General features: G+C 36.7%; 16 protein-coding genes. All 16 read right to left on the reverse strand.

All coding sequences use genetic code 11. The features are described from left to right. Positions 1-24: 24 nt before the first annotated feature. Positions 25-3,450 (reverse strand): hypothetical protein, encoded by a 3,426-nt coding sequence (locus JR347_RS16120; RefSeq protein ID WP_205721612.1) that lies wholly within the window; start codon positions 3,448-3,450, stop codon positions 25-27. Next, a complete protein-coding gene (locus tag JR347_RS16125; RefSeq protein WP_205721613.1) occupies positions 3,447-7,088 on the reverse strand; it encodes a sensor histidine kinase in 3,642 nt (1,213 codons plus the stop codon). The genes JR347_RS16120 and JR347_RS16125 overlap by 4 nt, the downstream gene beginning before the upstream one ends. Before the next feature lie 64 nt (positions 7,089-7,152). Then, positions 7,153-7,518: a DUF983 domain-containing protein gene (locus JR347_RS16130; protein WP_235689699.1), complete on the reverse strand. Its 366-nt coding sequence runs from the start codon at positions 7,516-7,518 to the stop codon at positions 7,153-7,155. Then, on the reverse strand, positions 7,505-7,750 hold the full coding sequence (locus JR347_RS16135) for a hypothetical protein (protein ID WP_205721614.1): 246 nt from the start codon (positions 7,748-7,750) through the stop codon (positions 7,505-7,507). The genes JR347_RS16130 and JR347_RS16135 overlap by 14 nt, the downstream gene beginning before the upstream one ends. 6 nt (positions 7,751-7,756) lie before the next feature. Further along, on the reverse strand, positions 7,757-8,275 hold the full coding sequence (locus JR347_RS16140; protein ID WP_205721615.1) for a DUF420 domain-containing protein: 519 nt from the start codon (positions 8,273-8,275) through the stop codon (positions 7,757-7,759). Further along, on the reverse strand, positions 8,253-8,789 hold the full coding sequence (locus JR347_RS16145; RefSeq protein WP_205721616.1) for a hypothetical protein: 537 nt from the start codon (positions 8,787-8,789) through the stop codon (positions 8,253-8,255). The genes JR347_RS16140 and JR347_RS16145 overlap by 23 nt, the downstream gene beginning before the upstream one ends. A 64-nt stretch (positions 8,790-8,853) precedes the next feature. Further along, complete coding sequence (locus tag JR347_RS16150; protein WP_205721617.1) at positions 8,854-9,186, reverse strand: cytochrome C oxidase subunit IV family protein; 333 nt, start codon at positions 9,184-9,186, stop codon at positions 8,854-8,856. A gap of 20 nt (positions 9,187-9,206) precedes the next feature. After that, a complete protein-coding gene (locus JR347_RS16155) occupies positions 9,207-9,923 on the reverse strand; it encodes a cytochrome c oxidase subunit 3 (RefSeq protein WP_205721618.1) in 717 nt (238 codons plus the stop codon). Between the two features lie 24 nt (positions 9,924-9,947). After that, on the reverse strand, positions 9,948-10,529 hold the full coding sequence (locus JR347_RS16160) for a cytochrome c oxidase subunit 3 (protein ID WP_205721619.1): 582 nt from the start codon (positions 10,527-10,529) through the stop codon (positions 9,948-9,950). Between the two features lie 13 nt (positions 10,530-10,542). Next, positions 10,543-11,430, reverse strand: coding sequence for a heme o synthase (cyoE, locus tag JR347_RS16165; protein WP_205721620.1), 888 nt, complete (start codon positions 11,428-11,430; stop codon positions 10,543-10,545). Continuing rightward, entirely contained in the window at positions 11,427-12,464 is a 1,038-nt protein-coding gene (locus JR347_RS16170) for a COX15/CtaA family protein (RefSeq protein WP_205721621.1), read from the reverse strand. Before JR347_RS16170 ends, cyoE begins: the two co-directional genes overlap by 4 nt. Next, positions 12,454-14,328: a cytochrome c oxidase subunit I gene (locus JR347_RS16175; protein WP_205721622.1), complete on the reverse strand. Its 1,875-nt coding sequence runs from the start codon at positions 14,326-14,328 to the stop codon at positions 12,454-12,456. The genes JR347_RS16170 and JR347_RS16175 overlap by 11 nt, the downstream gene beginning before the upstream one ends. Before the next feature lie 13 nt (positions 14,329-14,341). Beyond that, a complete protein-coding gene (locus JR347_RS16180; RefSeq protein ID WP_205721623.1) occupies positions 14,342-15,412 on the reverse strand; it encodes a cytochrome c oxidase subunit II in 1,071 nt (356 codons plus the stop codon). A gap of 27 nt (positions 15,413-15,439) precedes the next feature. Next, a complete protein-coding gene (locus JR347_RS16185) occupies positions 15,440-16,792 on the reverse strand; it encodes a quinol:cytochrome C oxidoreductase (RefSeq protein ID WP_205721624.1) in 1,353 nt (450 codons plus the stop codon). Between the two features lie 31 nt (positions 16,793-16,823). Further along, positions 16,824-17,459: a c-type cytochrome gene (locus tag JR347_RS16190; RefSeq protein ID WP_205721625.1), complete on the reverse strand. Its 636-nt coding sequence runs from the start codon at positions 17,457-17,459 to the stop codon at positions 16,824-16,826. Positions 17,460-17,472: 13 nt separating this feature from the next. Continuing rightward, a complete protein-coding gene (locus JR347_RS16195) occupies positions 17,473-18,003 on the reverse strand; it encodes a DUF3341 domain-containing protein (RefSeq protein WP_205721626.1) in 531 nt (176 codons plus the stop codon). Position 18,004 lies beyond the last annotated feature (1 nt).

Raw genomic sequence — 18,004 nt, forward strand, 5'->3', positions numbered from 1 at the left:
TATTACTTCAAAAGGTTGTATTACTTAAAACAAAGCACTCACCTGCACTCTGCCAATATGTATAGGGGCATTATCTTCTGACTTTCGTCCGTTATAAGACAGGTTCAACTGCAAGCCATTCGTTATTTTTTGCTGCCAATTTACTTGCCAGGTCATGTTTTGGCCGGGTCTCAGAGCTTCCAGCATGTCATAACCCACCGGGCTGTTTTCTTCACCAGTAAATTCAATTTCCACCCATCTGAATTGCAAACTAATATTACTTCTTATCGCTTTATTATATTTTATTTCACCAATAATTTCATTCAAGGTGGCCTGCTCAATAGATTCTAAAGACTCCGTGTTTTCCTTTTCAGTGATAGCATATTGTGCACTAAAACGTAATGAGTTAGTTGGCTGCCAGCTTAGCTGCGGGTTCATTCGATAACTCACAATGTTATAATTTCTTTCAGCAAGAAAATCAGAGTTCACTTCTTTAATAGCTCTCTGAGAGCGTAAATTAATGCTGTACTGTCGGGCAATATTAATTCTCGCCCCACTGATTACCTCTTGCAGGTCTCTCTCTTCAAAACCATTTGTGAGCAGTTGTTTATTCTGACTGTTGGAATAAGTAACATCCAAACCATAAACGGGATGCGTTCGATTATAGAACATAGTACTTCTCAAGGAGTTACGCTCAGCTAGTAGCTCAGCGTCACCAATATCTGTTGCAAACGCTAACATTCTGGATTCTAAACTTTTATCAGTTGTTTTGGTATCAGTAGACCACGATGTATTATTGGAGAACCTGCTAAAGAAATTTTTTAAGCCACCTGCATTGCTCCATGATCGCGGAGCCTGGGCGTTTACTCTGAAAATAAACAGATTTTGAAACGCAGAAACAAACTCATTTGTTGGTGTAAAGATCTTTGCATACTGGCGCTCGTCTGGATTAATGGCTTCAAAAAATTCACTCAAATCCTGAACACCATCCTCATTTAAATCTCGCCAAGTGTGCGCTCCCTGGCCCAATGGCACTTTAATAAAAACAAACTCCCGCTTTAGCTCCTGGCTATTGGCTATTGAATACGTTAGCTCAGAGCGAATGTGATTATCCAGCCAGTTGGAGAGCCAGTCAACTCTACCCGATATGGTTTCTTCAGATAATACATCTTCTAAATAGTCAATCTTTCGGTAATTGATTATTGATTTTATGGTCTGATTTTCAAAACTCTTTTGTGCAGATAATCTGGTAGTATTGGATGTAGAGAATGCTTTTATCTCTCCTTCAGCTGGTCGGTAATCGTCTCTGTAGCTATGCCTTAAATCGAAAGTGACTCCGGTTTGTGTGCCATTGGTAATATATGCAGTATGCTCCTCAAAAAACATGGCCGATGAAGAAATGCTATCTTCACTTGTCCTCACAATATTTTTATCGGAGGAATAGATGTACCCCGGAATGAATACACCACCAACAAATCCCAAGTCAGCATAAATGCGCTCCCAACTTGCATCAAAAGTTTCTACCTCATTGTCCATTTTATAGTAAGAAGATCGCAACCTCACTTTTCCAAAACTCTGATTAGCTCTCACACGATGCTGAAACCCTCTCACCTGCTCGCCCCTGTCTCTGCGCGATAATGAGTATAGTATTAAGTTATCATCTTTTGAAATTCCTACTTCTGCATTAATAATTTGATCCTGAAACCTTCTTTGATCAGCGTTGGGATCAAAACTCCAATCCCTGTCAAACTCAATATATCTAAATCGATCAATAGCATTAAAATTCTTATCATCCTGTTCAAAGTCAAAAGAAGCATTAAGAGTGTAGCCTGGCAGAAAGCCTATTTCCCTTCCCCTGGTCTGAATTCCCGTTTTGTATGCGATGCCTTTGTTATCACTATCATCGATAGTTGAGTACAAATTCTCGTCCCTGTCTGAAATAGCTATTTCAGTAAAAACGGATTCATACTCATTAATTTCATATTGCCCGCTGATACTTACCATTTGTCGTTTATTGGGTGCTGGCAAAATAGCTGTCGGTGAATATTGTCCTTGCCGCACACCATTAATTCTGGGCACAAACTCAAATACCCGTCCGTTGGTTGTTGATGATGTTTGAACATAATCGCCATTACCCAAGCCTACCTCAGAAAATGACACACGGTAAAAGGCACTATCCGGATTGTTAGAGTACTCGTAAATTTCTAATGGTGAACCATTATTATTAATAACCAGCTTTCTATACAAAACACTTTCTGCCGAATAACCCACACTATCGATAGTCTCAAAAACAGCTGCATTTAAACTATCCCCCACTTCGCTCAAAAACAGCTTTTCCTCATTGCCTAAATCATAGAGAATGGGTCTGTTAGGGTTATCCCGTTCGCTATATGCATTTACTCCTATGGTTAAACCGCCTATTTTTTGTTGATGCTTGGCAGTAGTAATTGCCCGGCTATAGTTTTGATCAGAATACTCATAATCTACTCTAACTCTGGAAAACTGCGTGATTAAAACGTTGTTGGTGAAAGTCAATTCGCCACTATTGTAATCAATCACATAATCATTATCGAAGCCACGCTTTAATTGTATACCATCCAGAAATACTCTTTCTGAATTAGCAAGTATCAACAGAAATCGCTCGTTATTAGGCCCTGGAATTCTGTAGGGACCAGCCAACCCTTCTCTCGGCTGAATTTGAACCGAAGCAAACTTACCCTTAGCAACAGAAAAGCCCACTTCTGATTCCGCCTCAGAACCGGCAAGGTTGTATTTTACATTTGCCAGCCCCCCTTGAACATTTTTGTAGTACCGCAAAAAATGGGAAGGACTATTTTTGAAAACAACATCACCTCCGGTTAACGAAAACTTATCATTATAAATCTCAATTAATACATTATCAAAATCTTGAAGCTGCTGTGTGTTGCCTTCCGGCTGATATGGTACATTTTGGTCTGTAATAGAAGCTCTGATAAACAAATTTTCCGCTAACTCACCATCCATATTTAAGTTCAAGGCCGAATTAACAAATACGTCCTGGTTATTCCCAAAGGAAACACCGCGAGTAATGCTCCCACTTTTATAAAGACCTTCCGTTTTGAATAACTCTTCCTGTTTAAAGGTAGTTGCATTCTTTACAGGATCTTTGAAATAGGCGTTGGAGTCATACACTGATAAATTACGATTGTAAAACTCCTGATGAAGTGGAAAAGGATAGACTTTGTAGCAAAGTTGAACTGAATCTTTACTGGTATCAGTTTGTGTTAATTCGATCGTTCCATCTGAAATGTTATGTGAGATTTTCACATCTTGATCAGTTACAACAATACTACCGGGAACAACCGAAAGGGAATCTAATTCGATAGGTTGGTTGAATACGTTAATCCATTTACATCGTTCATTGGACATTTGGGCTTGAACAGAAAAACCCAAGCCTACTAAAAGCAGTATAGATAAAATTCGCCCTCTCATTCATCTAGTAAGGGGAGCTCAATATAAAAAGTTGTTCCTTTCCCCTCTTCTGTTTCAAACCAAATTTTACCACCGGCATGTTCAATGCCATGTTTTGCAATAGCTAACCCAATTCCAGAACCCGATTCCTTCGTGGTAAAATTCGGAACAAATATCTTTGATTGTATTTCTTCAGGAATTCCTGCTCCATTATCAGTTACACTTAATAAAATCTTCTGATTATTACTTTTCAATGCTATCTGCAACTCCTTTTCTGCTTTATCAGAAGACTGAATTCCATTTAATATCAGATTAGATATAATTCTACCCATCAATTGCTCATCACCGAGTGTATATACTTTCTCATTAGGTAATTGTAAGTCGATGATTAAGTTTTTTGTGGCTTTATGAATACTTACATTATTATTAATCACCGATGTGAGTTCAAATTTTTCACTGGCAGGTATTGGCATTTTAGCAAAAGAACTAAACGATGTAGCAATATCATCCAATGTTTCTATTTGTTTGAGCAGGCTGTTAATAGGTTTGCTCCTTTCTTTGTTTGAAGGATCTAACGTGCGCTGTAAGTGCTGAAGAGTAAGCTTCATAGGCGTAAGTGGATTCTTAATTTCGTGAGCTACCTGTTGTGCAATCTCCCTCCAGGCACTCTGTTTTTCACTCCGTGCCAGCGCGTTTTTACTTTCCTCAAGGTTGATAAGCATTTTATTATACTCACCTACCATCAAACCTATCTCATCATTACTTTCCCAATTTAATGGTTCATTAAATTCTGTTAATGTTGTACGCTTTAGCTTTTGGGTAATAAATCTTAACGGAAATGTTAGCCACTCTGTCGCAAAGTAAGAAACGATTAAAAAGGCGATAAAGACAAAGGTAAAAACGTTGATAATATTCTTTAATACAACAATTTGGCTTTCCTGAAGGGCAGACTCTGAATCAAAAAATGGAATACTTACCACTCCTACAAGGTCACCTGTTTCATACGACTTTACGCCAAAATATACTGAGTTATACTTCAGCTCCCCTACTGACTCTTTTGTTGTATAGGCCTTTTCACCATCGATAACTATATGGCTGTATGCTTCAGGATTTACAAACTCAGAAAGCAATTCATTTTCATAGATAGAGGGTTGGTTACTGGCTATAAGCTTACCTGATGTACTAAAAAGATTAATATCTGCTCCGGCATACGCGGAAATATCAGCGATTGTCTCATTCAATTCATCTTCATTGGTGATATTCTCCACAAAATCGCTTAATACACTACTTAAACTCGAGCCTATCTGCTCGGCCTTTTTGTAATATTCCTCTACTACCTCACGCTCGAATGAGGCATTAATTAAGCTTAAAGTGGTTAAGCTCACTGCTATTAAGGGTAGGAAAAAGGCTATATTAAGGTAAAGCTGAATTCTTGCTGAGTAGGATAGGTCAAGCTTTTTTATCCAAATGATCAACACATAAGCTAACAAGCACAGAAGCAATAGAAATACCTGAAGCAAAAAGAAAAACGAAAAATTAGAAACTACATCTGCAAGTGGATGATCATTGGAACTAACTACAATTCTATGTCCGGCCTGATCATTCACAGCTACGTGAGAATAGTCATCAAATGAAAATTTCTCTTCATTTTGAAAATTGCTTCTCTCAATAAAGTCTTCATCATAATTAAAATCTCCAGAGCTATAGGCTACTTCATCGTCATTAAAAACTGCATAGCTATAATCTGCATTCTGATATGGAGTTAGAAAACGGTTATCCACCAACATTTCCGGAAATACATTATCAGGTATGATTCTTTTCAATCGGAGGTCGAGAACAATAAAACCGACTTGAATGCCTCGTCTCTTAACTTCAATATAATTGAGGTACCTTTTGCTTGCACCACTTTCTTGCAGGTTGATAAAGTAGATATCATCATACCCCGTTTTAAACTCACTCATTGTGAGCTTTTTCATATTTTGTGGTTGCCCTAATTCAGACTCAAATGACCTACCTTCAGCATCGTATGTGAAAATTCTCACATCGTATTTATCGAAGTAATCATTTAAATAAACCTGTTTAATTTTCGATTTCACTACATCTTTAGAGAGGAAAGGAGAGGCCATTCTTGTCTGAATAAAAATGTCGTTAGCGATTTTTTCATTGGCAACGTAAAGTAAATATTCAGCCATATGATCATTATCAGTAAGGAACTGACTCACATACCTTTTCTTTCTCTCAACCTCACGTTCATTTTCGAATTCATAAATGGAGCCTGATCCTACCAGAGCAAATCCACCCATGAATAAAAAGAGATAAAGAAACGTACTAAATGATAACCTTGTTAAAGAGAATCTAATCCTCGACAATAGAACTGTAAAGAAAACCATTGCCGCAATTAGTACCGATATTAAGTAAGCCTGATCAATCAACTCATTGGCTAACGAGTACACCACACTACTAACCAGAAAAAGTAAAGTAAGCTTAGTTCGGCTTTTGCCAAGATGAATAGCAGCACTAACTGCAGTGTGCGCTATTAAAAATATGGCTATGCCAAATAAGATGTAACAAATAATAGCCGCCATCCTTGGAACATCGAATAAAATCGATTGGTTGATGTCAAAGGATATTTGGGAGTTATGATATAATGTTTGCGATAGAAGAAATAGCCAATGAAAAGAAAATATAAATAGTGAGATCAAAAAGAATGAAACAAGATTTTTAGTAAATACTGTTTTTCGCAAAAGCGATCTGTAATCCTTTGATTTTAACAGTCTTAACCACACGAAAGAGGCAAATACCAAAAAAATGAATAGGTTAAGTATCAGGTCTGCCAATGAAGTATTAATAACGGAGGAAGCGAATACTTTAGAATCAAATAAAGGAGAATCAGAAAGGCCATTAGGCAACTCCAATTCTAATAGTAAATATCTAAATACAAACAATGAAAGAAGTAAGACTGCCAGAGCTTTGAAAAAAGATTGCCTTGCTACATCCTTGCAATAAGCTAATGTAAAAATCAGGAAAGTAATTGAGCCTGTAATGAAAAGTAACATCCCGATATTTCTGAGCCAACCTCTGTTAACTTCAGAATTAGTCAGATACACTATCCCAAATAAACATTGCTCTTTATAACATATTTTGTGATCGGCATTTTCAGTTTTTACTATGCGAATAGCAGAGGTTGGGAATAGTGACTTTTTAAAAGAACTGTTGAAATATTTATTCTCTATTTTAAAATTGGAGTAAAGCGGAATTACCTTCACTAACTCATAACCATCGCTAACTACCTTGCATGCAAGGTATTCCTTTCTGACTGATCGAATAAACTTAACTTCGTAATTGCCTTTTATTTCAGCATAGTCAGGTACATATTCAAAATCAGACCAGGCTCTTATTTTACCCTCACGATATGCAAATACACCATCATTACTTTCAATTTCTTTAAACAACTTTTCATTATCTAGTTGCTGATCAGAGATACTTTTAAGTTGATTTAAAGCTTTTGTGATTTCAATATTTAATTGATCATTGATATCACTTGTAACTTCTTCCTCAGGTTGAACGAAATGGTTATAGGAAAAATAACAGGCAGCCGAAACCAGAAAGCATCCCAGAGAAATTAAAAAAGGTATAAGATGTGCTCGAAACTTACTCATTCAAATGTATAAGGATAAATATAAACAGAATTAGACTGTTAATATTCCCTCTCCATGAATGGTTTTAATCTCTTGGTTGGTAATCAACACCTCCAAACAGGTAAAGAAAGAGTATTCTGGAATATCTAAATAAAAATGGTAGAAGCAGTAATATCAATCCTACCACAGAAAGAACAAACGTGTGTAGATTATATATATTAAATACGGATAGTGCTATACCAACGGCCACGATAATAGCTACAGAAAAGGCGTAGTTTACATACATTGCACCTATAAAAAAGCCAGGCTCACGCTCAAACTTCAGGCCGCACTTAGGGCAGTTAGTATGCATTTTATGAAACTTTGATAGCTCCAAGGCTGATGATTCAAAGATATCACCTTCCCTACATTGGGGGCATTTACCTGATAATGCTGCCTTAAACGGACCCATACTTCTTAGAATTAGCTTTACTGTGTCTGTACCAGAAGAATCCAATAATTCCTACTGCCAGATAAGGCATTACAAATAAATAAAGAATACCGAAGTTTAAGCCCGCACCAATTCCAATATCTCCATTGCTTAGATTATTCTCTACAGTTGCTCTACACATAGCACATTGAGCCAACACCTCCTGTGTGAGGGTAGCCAAACTAAAGAACACTATGAGCAAAATCTTTTTCATTTAATATTATGCGTAATACGGACTAATCATTATATAAACAACAACACCAGTTACGGCTACATACAGCCAAATTGGAAATGTAATTTTCGCCAACTTTCGGTGTTTATCAAAGTTACCATTTATAGCTCTAACATAGGTAAATAGCACCAAAGGTATAACACTAATAGATAGCAAAATGTGCGATATTAGGATGGTAAAATATAAATTTTTGTAATCACCACCGTAAGAAGTTGGTTCGCTTGTCATGTGGTATATAACATACATCACTAAAAACAGCCCGGAGAGAATAAGGCAAAACTTCATTATTCTTTCATGTAATGAAATCTTCTTGCTCTTTATCGCTATCAAAGCCGCAATTAATAGAACTGAAGTTAAACCGTTGATAGTAGCATAAATAGGGGGTAAAAATGAAAAGTCGTACCCATCAATCTTAACACCAAATAATATTGCTACGGCAATTGGAATTACTACTGAAATAGCAATTATTAACTTGTTAGACTTTTCAGTCTCCATATTCTTTATCATTCTCAATTATTATTTTTAATTCTACTATCAGCCTATCAATTTCATCAAGGTCTCGAGTGTAGTAACCTCTAATTCTATTTTTACTATCTACTAATACAAGCTTATTTCTCTGATCACTAATAAAATGGCATTCTCGAATATTTGTTATGTTTTCCACTTTCGTCACTTTGAAAATACTACTTTCAATTGTGCTTGTGGAATCAATGAAACCAATTAAATCCACATTATCATCAAACAAAGAATTCAAGCGATTGTAAATATTGTTTAATTCCAATACGTCATTAGTGTCTACAAATGCCACCACCCTTAGTTTACCAGTCTGTTTTAAAACAGAATCAATTACATAATACTGACCCTCCGTTTGAAAGCAAGACCCTTCTACACCTGATAACCCCTCTTCATAAAACACTTCTACCTGAAATTGGTTATTTCCAAATAATTTCAGAAAAGTGAATATGCCGGCAGGTATCGCCAGCATTACAATGAGAAATGCAATTTTTATTGATTTGTTCATTAGTGAGCAAAAAGAAGGCTAAGATGATAACACCTTAGCCTGATATAATTTTGTTAAGTTATCCTCAGAATCTGTCGGCATAAATTGACCCGCCTTCATATACAAATGCTACAAGCATCCATACAACAAATATCATCGGTATTATAATTGACCAAATCAACACCTTTACTTCATACTTCAGGTGCATAAACTCGCCTACAATATAAGCGGCCTTTACGATAGTCATACCAACGAAAATTACTACTCTGGTCATTTCCATTTCGTGAGGAACTGTAAAAGCAACCAAGAATTCTAACGCTGTAATAAGTGCTAAAATACCAGCTGTTTTCCAGATTAATTTGATCTTTTCTTTATCAGCAGGTATTACCTGCACATTTGAAGTTTCTTCTGTATGCATTAGTTCAGTAGTTTAGTCGATTAAACAAGGTAAAAGAAAGTAAATACGAATACCCAAACAAGGTCTACAAAGTGCCAGTAAAGACCTACCTTCTCTACCATTTCATAATGTCCTCTACGTTCGTATACTCCGGTAACAGTATTATAATAAATTAGGAAGTTTAACACAACACCACTAAAAACGTGAGTTCCGTGGAAACCAGTGATGAAGAAGAATAAAGCCGCAAAATCAGGAGGACCATATTCATTCCAAGATAAGCCAGCTCCACCGCCACCAGTTCCAGTGATAAAGTGAGACCATTCCCATGCCTGACAGCCTAAGAATGTTAATCCACCAATGATTGTCCAAAGCATCCATTTCTCTACTGCCTTTTTATCCATTCTATGACCAGCCTCTACCGCAAGTACCATGGTCACACTACTCATGATTAGGATAAACGTCATAATACCCACAAATACTAGTGGCAATGGAACACCATGCATAAATGGCACCGCTTCAAATACCTTTTCAGGTATTGGCCAGTAGTCTTGTGAAAATGTAAAGTTTTCAACGGTTCCTGTGTAAGCAGGATGTGCAGTACGAATTAATCCGTAGGTAATTAGTAATGCAGAAAATGTAAAAGCATCGGAAAGAAGGAAAAACCACATCATGAGTTTTCCATAACTCGCCTTTAAAGGTGATTGTCCACCATCCCAGATGTTTTTACCTGTATCAATTGAATGTGCGGTAGCTGACATAGAAGTTAAGTTATACCTGTTTAATTAATGATTCAATAATAAAAATACGAATAAATAAATCCAAAGACCACCCAAAAAGTGCCAATATGTGGCGCACATCTGAATCTGTGCTAAATTTTTTGAATGAACTCTATATTTAAAAGTCGAAATTAATACAATTATTAGAAAAATGATACCACTTACAAGGTGTAATCCGTGCAAACCTGTTAGCACGTATAAAAATGATCCTGAAGGGTTTCCCACGAAGAACACATTGTTATCAACCAAATCTCCCCAGGCATACACCTGACCCAATAAAAAGGCAACTCCCAAAGCTAGGGTTATGCCTATTCCAAGCTTAACATTTTCAAGCTCATCTGACTTGGCAGAAAGATATGTCCAATGCATTGTAGCACTACTCAAAAGAATAATTCCTGAAGTAATCCATAGCAAAGTAGGTAATTCAAACACAACCCAGTTCCCCTCAGCCTGTCTTACAATATAGGCACTGGTTAATGATGCAAAAATCATTACCACTGTGATCATAAAAAGCCACATACCAAATTTCTTTGGATGCATTGACAAAGGCTTTTTTGCTTCTTCTACAATTTTAAAATCACTAGTCATATCTCCTCCTCTTTTATAATTTATCTAACAAATAAGCAATTTGTACTATGGGTAAGTATAAAAACGAACCAAACATTATTCTTAATGCTGATTTTCGTGTTCCATTTTTCATCAAAGCAAAAGTTTGACTTAAAAACAACACTCCGCAAACTGTTACTACAATAGCCGAATCAATTCCTGTAATGCCAAACTTGGCTGGTAGTAAGCCGAAAGGAATCAGGAATAATGTGTAGATCATTATTTGAATAGCAGTATTTAAATCCTTCTTACCTCCAGATGGTAATAACTTAAAGCCCGCTTTCTTATAATCTTCATCTGCTACCCAGGCGATTGCCCAAAAGTGTGGGAATTGCCATATAAACTGAATTCCAAAAATGATTAATGCCTCTAATGAAATGAAACCCGTTGCTGCTGTCCAACCTAAAAGTGGTGGTAAGGCACCTGGTATTGCACCAACAAAAACTGCTATTGGTCCTACTCTTTTTAATGGAGTATAAACAAAACTGTAAAGTATCATTGACAACACTGACAATAATGTTGTGAGCATATTAGTGTTGAGCGCTAATATTAGAATACCTATAGCACCCGTAATAAATGAAAATGCCGCAGCTTCGTTTACACTTATTCTTTTTGTAGGCAGAGGCCTGTTCATGGTTCTGCTCATCAACAAGTCTAAATCCTTTTCAATGATTTGATTAATAGATATGGACGCTCCAGATATTAGAAATCCGCCAAAGCAAATTGAGGCAAAGTGAACCCAGTCAATCACACCATTTGAACCTAATATGTAGCCAAAACCACAAGAAAAGGCTACTAGAAATGAGAGCCTGAATTTTAGTAGTTCAAAGAAAGACTTAGCCTTGTCGGTAAAGGTAATACTATATGAATCTTGAGTAATCATGCAGTAACAGGCTCTTGTTTTTTGAGTTGCAAAAATAAGAAAAATTGAAGTCCAATTCCCATTGTGCCCAACAATAAATGAATAGGTTGAACCATTGCCGGGATATTAAAATAAGCCATAATCACACCCGTAATAATTGTGATTAGCACTACAGCAAGTAATGCTTTAGCCGTTTGGTTGAGAATATTCAATTTGTACAGAGTATATATTAGATACACATTTATTAACAACACAACCCATGAAAATGATCTGTGAATTATAAATTCTATTCCAAGATTTTCTATCCATAAATGTCTGCTACTCAATGAAGCTGCTATTTGATCAATACTTTCTCTAACCTGAGTGCCAAGCACAATTTGAATGAACATCACAAGCATGCATAAAATCAATATATTTTTTAAATACTTTGATCGTTTTGATGCAAACTTTAGCTGTGGATTTGTTTTAATAACAATTACAGAAAGTAGAAATACAATTACGATAGCTATGATCATATGTATAGATACCATGAAAGGTATAAGGTTAGTTGAAACTACCAAGGATCCAACCCATCCTTGAAAAATAACCAGTATTAATGAACCTAGTGATAGATAAAAAACGCTTGGCTCTGTTTTTCTGAAGGGAATTGAAAATAAAAAGGTCCCAATAACAAGTAAGCCAATAGCGACTCCCACTAACCTGTTTAAATATTCAATCCAGGTCTTTGTAGGATTAAAGTCAGCTTCCTCCAGTATGGATTCGTCATTAACAATTCTTGAAGCTGTGGCATCAAAACCTATAGCATTCAAATACTTAGCAAGTTTAATATTCTTAGCAGCCCGTTTCTGAGAGTAAACTTCTTTGTAGTTAGGTGGAAGATCAGATAATTCAGTGGGTGGCACCCAACTTCCAAAACACTTAGGCCAGTCAGGACAGCCCATACCAGAACCTGTACTCCTAACTATACCTCCAACAAGAATTAAGAAATAAATGGCAACAAGAGTGAGCAGGCTAAATTTACCTAACCTGCTCTTATCTTGATTGTTATTTTTCATCCACTACGATGCCTTTATCTGTTGCTCCTTCTAATTTAATCAACTCATTTTCATGATCTAGATTAGATTCAGGAGTTTCTGAGAAAGGAATGTGCTGTGGAATAAAGTCTTCTTTAGCACCAGGTTTACTATAGTCGTAAGGCCATCTGTAAACCGTAGGAATTTCACCCGGCCAGTTACCATGACCTGGCTCTATTGGTGTTGTCCACTCTAGAGTTGTAGAATTCCATGGGTTAGCGGTTGCTCTTCTTCCTCTATACATACTGTAGAAGAAGTTGAACAAGAATAAGAATTGAGCACCTAAAGTTAAAATTGCAGCAATACTTACCAACATATTCAAATCAGTAAACTGATTCAGTACATCGAAGTTTGTAAATGAATAGTATCTTCTTGGGTATCCTGCAATTCCAATGTAATGCAATGGGAAGAATACTAGATACACACCCACGAAAGTCAACCAGAAGTGGATATAACCTAATTTAGCATCCATCATTCTACCGAACATTTTAGGGAACCAGTGATAAACACCAGCCATAAGTCCAAAGAACGATGCACTACCCATTACTAAGTGGAAGTGAGCTACTACAAAGTATGTATCATGTAGTTGAATATCGATCGCAGAGTTTCCTAAGAATATACCTGTTAATCCACCACTAATAAAGAATGACACTAATCCAATTGAGAAAAGCATTCCAGGAGTGAACCTGATATTACCTTTCCATAAGGTTGTTAGATAGTTAAATACTTTTACTGCTGATGGTACAGCAATGATTAATGTAAGTAACATAAATACAGAACCTAAGAAAGGATTCATACCAGTTACGAACATATGGTGTGCCCAAACAATAAATGATAAGATTGCAATGAACAACATTGATCCAACCATCGCTTTATAACCAAATATTGGCTTACGAGAGTTTGTAGCAATAATTTCAGATGTAATACCTAATGCTGGAAGCAATACGATATATACCTCAGGGTGACCTAAGAACCAGAATAAGTGTTGGAATAATATTGGGCTACCACCTTGGTTTGGTAACGCTTCACCATTGATATAGATATCAGATAAGTAGAAACTAGTTCCGAAACTTCTATCAAATATTAATAACAATGCAGCTGAGAATAGTACCGGGAATGATAACAAACCGATAATAGCCGTTAAGAAAAACGCCCAAATTGTTAATGGCAATTTAGCGAAAGACATTCCGTGAGTTCTAAGGTTTATGACAGTAGTAATATAGTTAATACCACCTAAAAGAGTAGAAACAATAAAAAGTGCCATTGAAGTCAACCAAAGTGTCATACCTAAACCAGAACCATTAACCGCTTGAGGTAATGCACTTAATGGCGGGTAAATTACCCAACCACCAGAAGCAGGTCCCGTTTCAATGAATAAGGAAATAAACATGATCACACTTGATGCAAAGAAGAACCAGTACGATAGCATGTTCATAAACCCTGAAGCCATATCTCTGGCTCCAATTTGTAATGGAATTAGGAAATTACTGAAGGTACCACTTAAACCTGCTGTTAATACAAAGAATACCATGATGGTTCCATGCATTGTTACTAATGCAAGGTAGAACTCTGGATCTATTTTACCCTCTGCAGTAATCCAATCTCCTAAAAATGGTTTCAACCAACCTAATTCAGCCTCAGGGAAACCTAATTGCAATCGAAAGATTACAGATAAGATACCACCAAGGAGTGCCCAAAAAATTCCTGTAATCAGGAATTGCTTGGCAATCATTTTATGGTCTGTAGTGAACACATAATGTGTCCAAAAATTTGTTGAGTGATCATGATCGTGCTCATGACCATCATGATGTGTTTCTTCAGATATATGTATGTCAGCAGTAGCCATATTCTTTATTATCTTATAATGTTGCTTCTAATTCTTCTTTTTCCTCTTCAATGCCAGCTTTTATCTTTGCTAGTTCCCTTTTCTCAGCAGGTACCTGCTCAAGTAAGTCAGGATTCAATTTCAACCAAGTTTGTTGCTCGGCTTTCCACTTTTCATAATCCTCTTGAGTATCTACAACTACCTTTAATTTCATAGAAAAGTGTCCTCTTCCACATATTTCGGTACAAGTTAAGAAGTAATCGAATTCAGGATCTCCTACTTCGTCTCTCATTTCCTGAGTTGTTTTATTGGCAATGAATTTGAAATGAGTTGGTTGACCAGGTACAGCATCCATTTTTACTCTTTGGTAAGGTAAGAAGACACTATGTAATACATCTCTTGCTCTGATTTTTAACAATACCTCTTTATCCACAGGAAAATGCATTTCTAACGGTGTAAAATCATCGTAAGAATTTTCGTCAGTAATATCTATACCAAAAGGATTACCTTGTGTATCATCAATTAATTTGTAGTCATAAGCTCCTAACTGATTATCCTTTACTCCTGGATATCTTACAGCCCAGGCAAATTGATAGCCCATTACTTCAATTACTTCGGCATCATCAGATGCTTTGCTTGTAATGTCAGTCCAGGCTTGTAAACCAGTAAAAACCAATACTGACAGAACAATAGCAGGAACAACAGTCCAAAGTAATTCAAGTTTAGTATTGTCTGGGTAGAACTTACCTCTCTCACCTTCCTTATACTGATACTTATATCCAAACCAGAAAAGAAGCACGTTAGTAATGATAAAAATCACGCCTGTAACAGCTGTTGTTACCCAGAATAATTTATCAGTTATTTCACCGTGTTCAGAAGCCACAGGTAGTGTGTATTTATCAAAATATGCCCAAGAATACCAGAACATGAAACCAAAACCGGTAATCATGAATATCAGCATTAAAGCCGCATTTACCTTATTGCTGGTACTTACTATTTTCTTATCCGTTCCCTTAACTACATTAACAAGTGTTCCAATTCTGAATAGTGTATACAGAATGAACAAGAGTAGAAGAACACCTATTGTTATGACTATACCGAACATATTATTCTATAATTAACAGTTATTCAATTAAATGTGATGATGTAAACTTTCTTTCAACATTGGATGGTTCTTCGCAAACAGTGGTGCTTTCGCCAAGTTTGATAATGTAACAAACAAGAATGCCACTCCAAATACAGTTGCCATACCAATTTCCACTAATCCAAACGTTCCTTCAGTTTGCATCACACCTGGTGTTACCATCAAGTAGAAATCAAACCAGTGACCCACAATGATGATTGGACAAACAAGTCTTAATAAAGACATGTGTCTCTTTGCATCTCTTGTCATAAGTAACAAGAATGGAAGGAAGAAGTTTAATATTAAGTTGATAAAAAATACCCACTTATAATTTCCTGAATCCAATCTCTGAATGAAGTAAACAGTTTCTTCAGGTATGTTTGCATAATAGATTAACAAGAACTGGGAGAACCATATGTACGTCCAGAAAATACTAAATCCAAAAACGAATTTTCCAATATCATGTAAATGGTTGGCATTAACAATCGATAGATATCCTTGAGATTTAAGTGCAACTACTATTAAAGTAATTACGGCCAAACCATTTACCCACCAGCTCGCGAATACATACCAGCCAAACATTGTACTGAACCAGTGTGGATCAATTGACATAATCCAATCCCAAGCTGCTATTGAAGATGTAACAGCAAAGATCACTAGGAATATAGCAGAATATTTTCTTGCCTTGTACCAGTGACTTACATCACCATCAATATCTTCCGCCAACATTTCCTTTTTGATCCAGTTGAAAAACAAAATCCATAGACCAAAGAAAATTACCATCCTTAAAACATAGAATATTGGAAATGAACCAGCTTCTAATGGCCAGTACCACAAAGAGGCTTTTCCTTGAATTATTTCATCGCCACCTTCTTCAACTGGAGCATAAAGTGATGCATGTGTCCAATGAAACACATCGTGATTCACTAAAAACCAAGTTGCAATCATTAATATTCCAGCAATTGGCAACCAATGAGCCATCGCCAATGGAATTCGTTTAATGCCTGAAGACCACCCAGCTTGTGCTGCATATTGAATAGCTACAAAGAACAATCCTATAATTGCAAGACCGGTAAAGTAAACATTGTTCACCCAAAGGTTAGTATAAATCCTTTTTAACCAGGTTGCCGCTCCGTGATGGCCGCCTTCTTCAGCTCCGTGAGCCTCAGCACCACCTTCGTCTGCACTTGCTACCAATTCTGATTGAGAAGTTAAAGAGTTTAATGCATGCTCTCCTGCTTCATGGTGACCACCTGACATGGAGGTTATAATTCCGATTACCAACAATACCACACCTATTACCCCAATAATCATTAGGGTTTTCTTGGCACCAGCGGTAAATTCAAATCTTTCTTCGGTCATTGTATCGTTATATTTACTTCTTAAATCTCTATTACTTCTGAATCGACTTTACAAATTTCGCAATCTTCCATCTGTCTTCAGGACTAACCTGAGAACCGTGAGCTCCCATCAGGCCTTTACCCCATGTTATAACATGAAAAATATGACCCTCTGTAATATTCTTATAAGCTACACCTTGAAGGTTTGCAACTCCAGGGTACTTCTCAGCCACTAATCCATCAGCCTCACCCTTAGCCCCATGACAATGCTCGCAATATCTGCCATATAATATTTTGCCATCTTTAATAGCCGCTTCCGCCATTGTGCTGTCAATCGGACTAGCAATTTCTGCAGCTATTTCAAGACTATCTTTAGGTATTCTGTAAGGTAAAATACCATTCTTATTTCTTGGAACAGTATTAGGTGCCGGTGTTCTCATTGTCATTCCATGTGCATTCAATGGATTAGAGTTATAATATTCACCGTGACCATCTCTAGTGTCGTTCAAAAACTGAGCAGCTTCACCTGCCTCCTCATCAGTAATCTGAGATAACGGCTCGTAAGGTACAGAATGGTACATATTTGGAGCATATTCCAACCCTTGATTATCACCATCAGCTCCACAGCTAACTAATGTAGCTGCCAGAGTAAGGCTAAAAAGGTAATTAAAAACTGTATTTATTCTCATTTTCAGAATGTTCTTAATCTTCAAAATCTTTATCATTCACTTCACTTGCACCACTTCCTTGCACCACTTTTTTAATGTCATCTTTAGACATTTTATTTTTAGCAAGGTCAATTGCCATTACGTGCTTGTCATCGGTAATTCTTATGTCCATCAATCTTGGTTTTTTGTAAGGCTTTAGATCACTTACGATCATAAATGTTCCCACCATACCAAGCGCAGAAAGTAATACGGTTAATTCAAATGTTACCGGAATAAACGGAGGTATTGAGAAGAAATCTTTACCCCCAATAATCATTGGCCAGTCAAAACCTAACATTCCTATCTGCATTGTTAATGCTAGACATGTTCCCAATAAACCGAACATAAAGGCAGCCTTAGGAAGTCTCGTTCTCTTATAACCTAAAACCTCATCTAACCCATGAACAGGGAATGGAGAATATACTTCGTGAATTTTTACTCCGCTTTCTCGAACCTTAGTAACGGCTTTGAGTAAAACGTCTTCATCGTCATATACGCCTAATACAAAGTGTTTATTACTTTCCATT

The organism is Fulvivirga lutea (assembly GCF_017068455.1).
In the GTDB taxonomy this organism is placed as follows: Bacteria; Bacteroidota; Bacteroidia; order Cytophagales; family Cyclobacteriaceae; genus Fulvivirga; species Fulvivirga lutea.

Coding starts and splice junctions, on each gene's coding strand:
- JR347_RS16120 (WP_205721612.1), bottom strand. CDS start 3,450: ATGAGAGGGCGAATTTTATCTATACTGCTTTTAGTAGGCTTGGGTTTT.
- JR347_RS16125 (WP_205721613.1), bottom strand. CDS start 7,088: ATGAGTAAGTTTCGAGCACATCTTATACCTTTTTTAATTTCTCTGGGA.
- JR347_RS16130 (WP_235689699.1), bottom strand. CDS start 7,518: ATGGGTCCGTTTAAGGCAGCATTATCAGGTAAATGCCCCCAATGTAGG.
- JR347_RS16135 (WP_205721614.1), bottom strand. CDS start 7,750: ATGAAAAAGATTTTGCTCATAGTGTTCTTTAGTTTGGCTACCCTCACA.
- JR347_RS16140 (WP_205721615.1), bottom strand. CDS start 8,275: ATGATAAAGAATATGGAGACTGAAAAGTCTAACAAGTTAATAATTGCT.
- JR347_RS16145 (WP_205721616.1), bottom strand. CDS start 8,789: ATGAACAAATCAATAAAAATTGCATTTCTCATTGTAATGCTGGCGATA.
- JR347_RS16150 (WP_205721617.1), bottom strand. CDS start 9,186: ATGCATACAGAAGAAACTTCAAATGTGCAGGTAATACCTGCTGATAAA.
- JR347_RS16155 (WP_205721618.1), bottom strand. CDS start 9,923: ATGTCAGCTACCGCACATTCAATTGATACAGGTAAAAACATCTGGGAT.
- JR347_RS16160 (WP_205721619.1), bottom strand. CDS start 10,529: ATGACTAGTGATTTTAAAATTGTAGAAGAAGCAAAAAAGCCTTTGTCA.
- cyoE (WP_205721620.1), bottom strand. CDS start 11,430: ATGATTACTCAAGATTCATATAGTATTACCTTTACCGACAAGGCTAAG.
- JR347_RS16170 (WP_205721621.1), bottom strand. CDS start 12,464: ATGAAAAATAACAATCAAGATAAGAGCAGGTTAGGTAAATTTAGCCTG.
- JR347_RS16175 (WP_205721622.1), bottom strand. CDS start 14,328: ATGGCTACTGCTGACATACATATATCTGAAGAAACACATCATGATGGT.
- JR347_RS16180 (WP_205721623.1), bottom strand. CDS start 15,412: ATGTTCGGTATAGTCATAACAATAGGTGTTCTTCTACTCTTGTTCATT.
- JR347_RS16185 (WP_205721624.1), bottom strand. CDS start 16,792: ATGACCGAAGAAAGATTTGAATTTACCGCTGGTGCCAAGAAAACCCTA.
- JR347_RS16190 (WP_205721625.1), bottom strand. CDS start 17,459: ATGAGAATAAATACAGTTTTTAATTACCTTTTTAGCCTTACTCTGGCA.
- JR347_RS16195 (WP_205721626.1), bottom strand. CDS start 18,003: ATGGAAAGTAATAAACACTTTGTATTAGGCGTATATGACGATGAAGAC.